We start from the raw sequence: 10,486 nt of genomic DNA on the forward strand, positions 1-10,486 counted from the left end.
GTCGTCGGCTGGTGGCTCTACGACATCTTCTACATCACCCCGTTCCTCGCCATCCCCTACCTGCACACCGTCAACCGAGAAATCTTCACCGACTAGCTCAAGGAGCGCCGTCATGACCGCCACATCCGAAGAACGGGAACCGGCAACGGATCTCGAGCCGGGGACCACGCCGTACTACGCGCGCATGCACAAATGGATCAAACGGGCCGTCCTGGTATGCCTGGTGGCGCTCGTCATCGAAGGCGCGTTCACGCTGCCGTTCATGGCGGTCTACTACGGCTACCCCACGCTGAGCCTCACGCAGATCTGCAGCGAACTGCTCAAGATTCGATACTCCAACGACGCTTTGGAGTGCAAGTACCCCTACCCGCCGTTCGGGCCGCCGGAGGGCGCCGAAGGCAAGGCCACCGCGCAGGACGTGTGGGGCATCCAGCCGATACCGAAGTACCACCGGCTCGGGTTCCGCGAACTGGTCAAGATCCACAACGACCGGCTCGCGCGCCACGCCGCCCAACAGCACACGGCGCCGCACCCGTGACCCATCGCGTCGTCCAGTGGACGACGGGCGCCCTCAAAATCGACCGGCGCAAGCCCAACCCGCGCCGCGTCACGGAGTCCCGTTGGAAGCCGATGCTCGGGCTGAGCGGGCCGCTCGATCTCGACATCGAATTCGATGCCTTAGCCGACTCAGCCGAGTCCTAACTTCCCGGGGCCAGTGCGAGCACCCGTATTTCGCCGGTCACGCCGTCGACCTCGACGAGGGCGCCGGGCGGCAACGACTTGGTGGCTCCCTCAACGTCCACCACACAGGGGAAGCCGAATTCGCGGGCCACCACCGCGGCGTGTGACATCGGGCCGCCGAGTTCGGTCACCACTGCGGCGGCGTAGCAGAAAGCCGCGGTGTAGCCGACGTCGGTGACCTCCGCGACGAGGATTTCGCCGGGCTGCAGGTCGTCGATCGTTTCGGGCCGCACGATACGCACCCGGCCGCGAACCTTCCCCCCGCACACGCCGACCCCGCGCAGAGTTTCTCCGCTGGCGAGAGCCGCAGGCGTCGTCGTGGTTGGCTGCCAGCTCCCGCTGAACACCGTCGGCGGAACCACGGCGGCCAGCCGGCGTTGTTCGGCACGGCGCCGGGCCACCAGCGCCCCGACATCCGCGGGAAGCGCATCGAGCTCGTCGACGAGCAGGTAGAACACATCATCGGCGATGTCGAAAATTCCGGCCTCGACCAACCTCCGGCCGTACTCGCGCATCAGGTTTCGTAGCACCCAGTTGGCTCGCACCACTTTATCGCGACGGACTTCGCGGTCGCGCAGCTGGTGTGCTGCCAGCTGCGCAACGGGCTTGGCGTGCAGTGGAATACGAGGACGCTGCGGCTGAGGTGCCGGAGGGGCGCTCATCGCTTTCGTCACCATCCGGACGAGCAACTCGGGATCATCCGAGTAGCTGATCGAGAGCATCTCGAGTTCGGCGGGCCCGCGATGCCCGATCAGCGCCAGCTCGGCCGCTACGGCGGCGTGAAACTCCGGCGCCTCGACGGCGAGTTTGTCCAGCCGCTCCCCCGGTTCGGCGAGCAACGCTGTCACTTTCGGATCGCGCTGTGCGGCGACCGCCAACCGCTGCATTGCCTCGACCGATCGCGCACTGACCAATTCGGGGCCCGCCGGCGCGGCGGTATCTCGTCCACACAAACCGCGCAGCAGGACGTTGAACGCCGCGCACAGCATGAACGACGCCGACGCCAGCACCCAGCCGTGCACCACCTCGTCGCGCGCCAACGTGATCAGACTCAGCAGCCGACGATCGTCCAGGCGGGCGACGTCGTCGGCCAGACGTTCCAGCCGATCGACGTCGGCGACGAACTCGTGGGTGTCCTTCGACGAGCCCGCCGACAGGCCGATGAGGTTGACGCCGAAGACCCCGATGTTGCGAATGGTCCTCAGTTGCTTGCGGATCCGGCCGATATCCGAGCGCGCACGCTCCGCACCGAAGATCGGCAACGATGCCATGCTGGGTCCGAAGAATCCGCTGTTGCTGACGATGGTCGTGGGCTTGGCAAACGGTACGGTTTCGGCCATGTAATGCGCCGACGTGATGGCCCCGTAGAGCCGGTGGGCGAAGACGGCGACGGTTCGCGTGGCGATTTCGCGCTGGACGACGCCGCCGGGGCGCAGCCGCTCGGCGATTGCCACGCCGCCGGCGCGCAACCCGCGCACGGTCGCCGAGGCCGAAGCGGGCGAGAACGGGCCGGGCAGCGCCTCCGACAGGTTGGTGGCCAGAAACGTCGGAAAGCGCGGATCGATCGGGGTATCGAATTCCCCGTTGTCACCGGCGGGACCGGCCCAATCGGGCTTCACCCCGTCCTCAGTCGGCGCATCGACGGACGGAAGGTCGCCGATGGTGGCCATCCGCCACGGTAGTGACACCACCCGCTTGCCCACCGTGACGCGGCCGCGCACCGCGAGCGAGAAATCTTCGACACATTCACTGGAGTTCCAGGCCGGCCGGAACCCCCACTGCTCACGCAGCCGCGCGGTATCCATGAACGCGGCGCCGTGCACCAGTTCCAACTCGGCCAGTTCGAAGCCCAACCGCATGACGGGGCGTCCGAGCGCAGCGGCGATCCGGCGGAACGTCAGCTCGCCCGGAGCGGCGAGATTGACTGGACCGCTGCCGATTTCGTCGTCGACGATCGCCCGGTGAAATAACCGAAGGGCGTCGTCGGGGTGGACCACCTGCATCAGGCGGTCGGCCGATCCATCCGGGAATACCGGCAGCGCCAGCAGCCGGCGCACCCAGTTGTCCACGCTTCGGCCGAGGATCAGCGCGGAGCGGATCGCGACCCACTCCAGGTCCGAATCCTCGAGCATCTGCTCGACCATTGCCTTGTGCCGGCCGTCGTCGCCGATCGGCGTTCTCTCGTCGTGCTCGGTCTTCGGTGCGTCCCCGCCGCCGTAAACATGGGCCGACGATGCGAAGACGATCCTTCTGGCCCGGGTCTCGGCCATCGCCGCCAGCACATTGCGGGTGCCGTCGATGTTGACCTGCCGGCTGATTCGGTCGTCGTGTCCGGGACTCGTTGCCCACGCGCAGTGGACGACAACGTCCGCGCCGGCCAAGGCGCGGGTGACCGTGTCGGTGTCCCGGATGTCGGCCACGACGAATTCGGCCGCACTGGGCCAGCTTTCGGTCCGGTGCCGGGCTATCCCGGTGACATCGTGGCCCTGGCTGAGCAAGCGGGCGGTGAGGCCGCGGCCGAGCACACCGCTGGCCCCGGTGATCGCGACTCTCACTGATTGCCCTTGCGCAGACCCATGGCTACTCGTCGTCGTCCATCAGCGCCGCGTTGACGAGATCCTCGAGATCCATGTCCGCGATGTCCTTCTCCGAGGTCGCCGCGGCGGCCGGCGACTGTCCGTCCCCCCGACCGCCGTCGGCCTCGTTCGCCAACGCGAGCAACAGCTCCAGCACCCCGGCCTGCCGCAGGCGCTTGACCGGAATCGAACCCACGGCGCGCTGGATCTCGGCCTCACCCGGCGCGGCGGCGGGCGTCTGCTGCTCGGCCGCGCCGACAAGTTCGCGGTGCATGTAACCGGCCAGGGCGGCGGAGTTCGGGTAATCGAAGATCAGCGTGGGTGACAACGCCAGGCCGGTAGCGGATTTCAGCCGGTTGCGCATTTCGACCGCGGTCAGCGAGTCGAAACCCAATTCCTGGAATGCGCGGTCGGGGTCGATCGACTCCGGGCTGGAGTTGCCGAGCACGGTGGCGATGTTGGCCCGCACCAAGTCCAGCAGAACCGCCTGCTGCTCGTCCTCCGGAAGCCCTTCGAGGCGCTGCAGCAGAGCGGATTTCGACTTCGCCGCGGCCAGCGAATCGTCGACCTGACGCCGGGTCGGCGCGTTGATCAGATCGACGAACATCGGCGGCAGCGTCCCGCTATCGAACTTGACCCGCAACGCGGCGAGGTCGATGTGGGCGGGCAACAGGAACGGCTCGTCGACGATGAGCGCGGTGTCCATCAATTCCAGTGCCTCATCGGACGACATCGCGACGATTCCGTCGCGGCCGAACCGGGCACGGTCGGCCGCACCGAGCGCGCCGGTCATGGCGCTGGCCTGATCCCACAACCCCCACGCCAGCGACATCGCCGGCAGGCCATGGTTGCGCCGGTGCACGGCCAGTCCATCCAGGAACGAGTTGGCCGCCGCGTAGTTGGCCTGACCCGACGCTCCCGCCAAACCCGCCATCGACGAAAACATCACGAACGCAGACACATCCAGGTCGCGGGTCAGCTCGTGCAGGTTCCATGCGGCATCGACCTTGGCCCGCAACACCGACGCCACCCGCTCCGGGGTGAGCGACGAGATCACCGCGTCGTCGAGTACACCGGCCGCGTGGATCACACCCGACAGCGGCCGGTGCACCGGAATGTCGGCGATCACCTTGGCCAGCGCCTCGCGGTCGGCGGCGTCACAGGCCACCACCTGCACCTGCGCACCGGCGGCGTTGAGTTCCGTCACCAGTTCGGCGGCGCCCGGCGCGTCGAGACCACGCCGGCTGACCAGCACCAGGTTCCGCGCGTCGTGGCGCCTGACCACGTGGCGGGCCAGGGCCGAACCCGCCATCCCGGTGGCACCGGTGATCATGACGGTGCCCGCCGCCCAGGCGTCCGGCATGGTCATGACGACCTTGCCCACGTGGCGGGCCTGGCTCAAATACCGCAATGCCGCCGGTGCGCGTCGTACGTCAAACCTGGTTACCGGCAACGGCCGCAGCACGTCATCACCGAACATCGCGGTCAGTTCGTCGAGTATCTGCGCGATGCGGTCCGGCCCGGCCTCGAACAGGTCGAAGGCGCGATAGCGCACACCGGCGTGTGCCTGGGCCACCGCCTCGGGGTCGCGCATGTCGGTCTTGCCCATCTCCAGGAACGCGCCGCCGGGGGCGACGAGTCGCAGGGAGGCGTCGACGAAGTCGCCGGACAGCGAGTCCAGCACCAGGTCCATGCCGCGCCCGCCGGTGACCGCCCGGAACTTCTCCTCGAAGTCCAGGCTGCGGGAGTCCGAGATGTGGTCCTCGTCAAAGCCCATGGCGCGCAGGGTGTCCCACTTGCCCCGGCTGGCGGTCGCGAAGACTTCGAGGCCCAGGTGGCGGGCCAGCTGCACCGCGGCCATTCCCACCCCACCGGCGGCGGCGTGCACCAGCACCCGCTGGCCCCGTTTGGCGGCGGCCAGGTCCACCAGCGCGTAGAAGGCGGTGGCGAATACCACCGTGGTGGTGGCGGCCGCGGTGTGCGACCACCCGGCCGGCATCTTGGCGAGCAGGCGCTGGTCGGTCCTGCCGATCGTGCCGGTGCCATCGGGGAACAGACCCATCACCCGGTCGCCGACCGCGAAACGCCCGCTGCCCGGCCCAGTTTCGATGACCACACCAGAGGCCTCGATGCCCATGACGGCATCCGGGTCCGGGTAGAGCCCCAGCGCGATCATCACGTCGCGGAAGTTGGCGGCCAGGGCCGACAGGGCGACCCGAACCTGCCCGGGCGCCAGCGGGGCGTCGGCGTCCGGGATCCGTTCCAGCCGCAGATTCTCGAACGTGCCGTAACTGCTCATGCCGAGTCGCCACGGCCCGTCGGCCGGGGGCACCAGCAGGCCGCCGACTGCGCGAGTGCCATGCACCCGCGCGGTGTACACCGCCCCGTCGCGCAGCAATACCTGCGGCTCGCCGACCGACAACGCCGCTCCGACGGACTCGTCGTCCAACCGGGCATCGGTGTCGACGAGCACGATGCGACCGGGGTGTTCGGTTTGCGCCGAGCGCACCAGTCCCCACACCGCCGCGCCCGCAAGATCGGTGACGTCCTCCCCCGGCAACGCCATCGCGCCGCGGGTCGCCACGACCAGGGTGCCCGCGCCGTCGCGGGCCAGCCAGGACTGCAGCACCGGCAGGACCGCGCGCGTGGCCGCGTAGACATCGGCCACGACATCGTCGACCACCGGCGCCGATTCGAAGACGACCGCCGACGGCTGCGTCTCGGGACCATCTGATTCCGTTGCGCCCCAGAGTGATACCGTCACAGGCTGCACCGACGTCGACCGCTGGGCCGACCAGATGACCTCGAAGAGCCGGTCGGGTCCCGAACTCGAGACCGCCGCCAGCAGCTGCTGGTCGGTCACCGGCCGGGCCACCATCGACGCCACCGAGAGCACCGGCAGCCCCAACCCGTCGGCAAGTTCGATCGACACCGCCGAATCACTCACCGGCACGATCCGTGCGCGCACCGCCGTCGCGCCCGCGGCGTGCAGCGAGACCCGCTGCCAGGAGAATGGCACCAACATCGAACCTTCGGGGAGTTCGTCGCCGTCGGACGCCAAGATCACCGCGTGCAGGGCCGCGTCGAGCATAACCGGGTGGACGCCGAACCCGGCCGCCGAAACCCCCGTGTCCGCGGGCAGGGTCACTTCCGCGAAGACTTCGTCGCCGCGACGCCACATCGAGGTCAGGCCGCGGAACGCGGGGCCGTAGCCGTATCCGCGCTCGGCGAGGCGCTCATAGCCGTCGCCGACGTCGACCGCGGTGGCACCCATCGGTGGCCACACCGACAGGTCCGCGCTCGGCTGCACCTCGCCCGCACGCAGGACGCCCTCGGCGTGCAACGACCAGCCCGAACCCACGTCAGCGCGCGAAAAGACCGACACCGCACGGGCACCCGATTCGTCAGCGCCGCCGACGACGACCTGCACCGCGACCGATCCGGAGCCCGGCAACACCAGCGGCGCCGCCAGATTCAGCTCGTCGACAACGCCGCAGCCCACCTCGTCGCCGGCGCGGATCGCGAGCTCCACGAATCCAGCGCCGGGGAACAGCACCACGCCGCCGACGGCGTGATCCGCCAGCCAGCCCTGCGCACTGGGCGACAACCGGCCCGTCAGTACCACCCCGCCGGACGCCGGCAGTTCCACCACCGCACCGAGCAGGGCGTGCTCGCCGGGCGCGAGCCCCAAACCCGCGGCGTCGACCGTGGCTCCGGCGCCGGAGAGCCAGAACCGCCGGCGCTCGAACGCGTAGGTGGGCAATTCCACGAAATTGGCTTTGCCGATGGCGCGGCGCCAGTCCACGTCCATCCCGGCGACGAATCCCTGCGCGACCGCGTTGGTCAGGGCCAGCGGCTCCGGGCGGTCTTTGCGTAGCGCCGACATGGTGATCACCGGAGCGTCGGGAAGCGATTCTTCGATCGATGCCGTCAACCCGCTGCTGGGACCGACCTCGAGGAAGCGGTTTGCGCCGGCCGAATGCACGAAGCGCACGCTGTCGGCGAACCGCACGGCTTCGCGGATGTGCCGTTTCCAATAGGCCGCCGAAGCGAAGTCGTCGGCCGCCAGCTGTCCGGTGAGGTTCGACACGATCGGTATCGTCGGGCTGCCGATTGCGAGACCGGCGGCGACCGTGCCGAATTCGTCGACCATCGGATCCATCAACGGCGAGTGGAACGCGTGGGACACCGCCAACTGGTGGACACGGCGCCCGTCGGCCCGGAGTTGGCCCGCAATCGCGGACACCTTGTCCTCGACCCCCGAAATGACCACCGACATCGGCCCGTTGACCGCGGCGATGCCGACCCCGGGCACCAGCAGCGGTCGCACCTCATCCTCGGTGGCCTGCACGGCGATCATCGCCCCACCCTCGGGCAGGGCCTGCATGAAACGGCCGCGAGCGGCGACCAGCACCGCCGCGTTTTCCAGCGACAAGACGCCGGCGACGTGCGCGGCCGACAGCTCACCAATCGAGTGGCCCAGCACGAAGTCGGGATGGATGCCCCAGGATTCGAGCAACCGGAACAGGGCGACTTCCACCGCGAACAACGCCGGCTGGGCGAATTCGGTGGTGTTCAAGAGATTTTCGTCGTGGCCCCACATGACTTCGCGCAACGGCCGCAGCAAATGCCGGTCCAACTCGGCCACGACGGTGTTGAACGCCTCGGCGAACACCGGGTAGGCGGCGTGCAAACCCATGCCCATGCCGAGAATTTGGGCGCCCTGGCCGGGGAAGACGAAGACGGTCTTGCCGCCGGGCGTGACCGTGCCCTGGACGACCGCTCCGAGTTCACCGGCGGCCAACTCATCGAGGCCGGCCAGCAACAGCTCGCGATCACCACCCACAACGACGGCGCGATGCTCGAAGTTCGACCGGCCAGCCAACGACCACGCCACATCACCGGCGTCGAGGTCGCCGCGCTGGCGTACGTGCTCGGCCAGCCGTGCGGCCTGGGAACCCAACGCCGACAACGACTTCGCGGATACCACCCACGGAACGAGCGGCGCCGTGGCGCGTTCGGCAACCGGCGCGGCGCCGACGGGCGCGGACTCGATGATCACGTGCGCGTTGGTGCCGCTGATGCCGAATGACGACACGCCGGCCCGCCGCGGATGATCGGCCGTCCAGGGCTGCGACTCGGTCAGCAGCGCCACCGAACCCATCGACCAGTCGACGTGCGGGCTGGGTTCGTCGACGTGCAGCGTCGCCGGCAGCAGGTCGTGGCGCATCGCCAGCACCATCTTGATCACGCCGGCCACGCCGGCGGCGGCCTGCGTGTGACCGATGTTCGACTTGATCGAGCCCAGCAGGAGCGGTTCGGCACGGCCCTGCCCGTAAGTGGCCAACAACGCCTGGGCCTCAATGGGATCGCCCAACGTGGTCCCCGTGCCGTGGCCTTCGACGACGTCGACGTCGGCCGCGGACAGGCCGGCGTTGGCCAGCGCGGCGCGCACCACCCGCTGCTGGGACGGGCCGTTGGGCGCGGTGAGGCCGTTGGAGGCGCCGTCCTGGTTGATCGCCGAACCGCGGACCACCGCCAGCACCGGGTGCCCGAGCCGCTGCGCATCCGACAACCGCTCGACCACCAGCATGCCGCCGCCCTCGGAGAATCCGGTGCCGTCGGCGGCCCCGGCGTACGCCTTGCATCGGCCGTCGGCGGAAAGCCCGCGCATGCGGCTGAATTCCACGAAGATGTCGGGTGTGGCGTTCACGGTGACGCCGCCGGCGAGCGCCAGGTCGCATTCGCCCGAGCGCAGGGACTGCGCCGCCATGTGCAGCGCCACCAGCGACGAGGAACACGCCGTGTCCACCGACACCGCCGGGCCCTCCAGGCCCAGGGCGTACGACACCCGGCCCGACGCCACGCTCGACGACTGCCCGGTCAGGCGGAAGCCCTCCGCGGCCGGGGCGGCGCCCATGCCATAGCCCTGCGTGTAGACCCCGGCGAAGACGCCGGTCGCGCTGCCCCGCAACGCGCCGGGTTCGATTCCGGCCCGCTCCAAGGCTTCCCAGGACAGCTCGAGGAACATCCGCTGCTGCGGGTCCATCGCCAGCGCCTCGCTGGGCGCGATACCGAAGAAGGCGGGGTCGAAGTCCGCGACGCCCTCGACGAACCCGCCGGTGCGGGTGTAACACGTGCCAGGGACGTCGGGGTCCGGGTTGTAGATGCCGGCCAGGTCCCAGCCGCGGTCGGTGGGGAAGTCCGAGAGCACGTCACGCTGCTCGACGAGCATCCGCCACAGATCGTCGGGGGAAGTGACCCCGCCCGGATACCGGCACGCCATGCCGACGATCACGATCGGGTCGTCGCCGGCGGCACGGACGGCCGGGGCGGGCGCGACTTCCTGCGGCACTCCCGCGAGTTCGCCCCGAATGTAACCCGCGAGGCCGTTCGGTGTCGGGTAGTCGAAGATGAGGGTGGGTGAAAGGGCAAGCCCGGTCGCGGTTTTCAGCCGGTTGCGCATTTCGACCGCGGTCAGCGAGTCGAAGCCCAAGTCCTGGAACGCCTTGTCCGGGTCGATCGCCTCCGGTGTGGTGTTGCCCAACACGGTGGCGATGTGCGCGCGGACCAGGTCCAGCAGCACGGCGTGTTGTTCGGGTTCGGTCAGGCCGTGCAGCCGATGCGCCAAGGCCGATTTCGATTTGGCGGCGGCCAGTGAGTCGTCGACCTGACGCCGCGCGGGCGCGTTGACCAGTTCGGCGAACATGGGTGGCACTGCGGTGGCGTGGGCGCGCAGCGCGTTCAGGTCGATGCGGGCGGGCGCGAGGAACGGCTCGTCGACGATCAGGGCGGCGTCGAACAATTCCATCGCCTCGTCCGACGACAGAGCCAGGATCCCGTCGCGACCGAGCCGGGCGATGTCGGCGGCGTCCAGCCCACCGGTCATGGCGCTGGCCTGATCCCACAGTCCCCAGCCCAGCGAGATCGCGGGCAACCCGAGAGCCCGGCGGTGCGCGGCCAGCCCGTCGAGGAACGAGTTGGCCGCCGCGTAGTTGGCCTGGCCCGACGACCCCACCAGCCCGGCCATCGACGAAAACATCACGAACGCAGCGAGATCGAGGTCGCGGGTGAGCTCGTGCAGATTCCAGGCCGCATCGACCTTGGCGCGCAACACCGCGTCCACTCGCTCAGCGGTCAAGGATGTGACGACCGCGTCGTCGAGCACG

4 protein-coding genes are annotated in these 10,486 nt (G+C 69.3%); 2 read left to right on the plus strand and 2 right to left on the minus strand.

The window, feature by feature from the left end; translation table 11 throughout:
• Positions 1-112: 112 nt before the first annotated feature.
• Together A5704_RS21665 and A5704_RS28505 are read left to right on the plus strand one after the other, a co-directional pair.
• Positions 113-538: a hypothetical protein gene (locus A5704_RS21665; protein ID WP_067891002.1), complete on the plus strand. Its 426-nt coding sequence runs from the start codon at positions 113-115 to the stop codon at positions 536-538.
• Entirely contained in the window at positions 535-702 is a 168-nt protein-coding gene (locus tag A5704_RS28505; RefSeq protein ID WP_156670268.1) for a hypothetical protein, read from the plus strand. The genes A5704_RS21665 and A5704_RS28505 overlap by 4 nt, the downstream gene beginning before the upstream one ends.
• Here the strand turns inward: A5704_RS28505 and A5704_RS21670 are convergent.
• Positions 699-3,296: a sugar epimerase family protein gene (locus A5704_RS21670; protein WP_067891005.1), complete on the minus strand. Its 2,598-nt coding sequence runs from the start codon at positions 3,294-3,296 to the stop codon at positions 699-701. The genes A5704_RS28505 and A5704_RS21670 overlap by 4 nt on opposite strands.
• Positions 3,297-3,321: 25 nt before the next feature.
• A partial coding sequence (locus A5704_RS21675) for a type I polyketide synthase (protein ID WP_156737727.1) occupies positions 3,322-10,486 on the minus strand: 7,165 nt, incomplete at its 5' end.

The organism is Mycobacterium sp. E735 (assembly GCF_001666955.1).
In the GTDB taxonomy this organism is placed as follows: domain Bacteria; phylum Actinomycetota; class Actinomycetes; order Mycobacteriales; family Mycobacteriaceae; genus Mycobacterium.

Coding starts and splice junctions, on each gene's coding strand:
- A5704_RS21665 (WP_067891002.1), top strand. CDS start 113: ATGACCGCCACATCCGAAGAACGGGAACCGGCAACGGATCTCGAGCCG.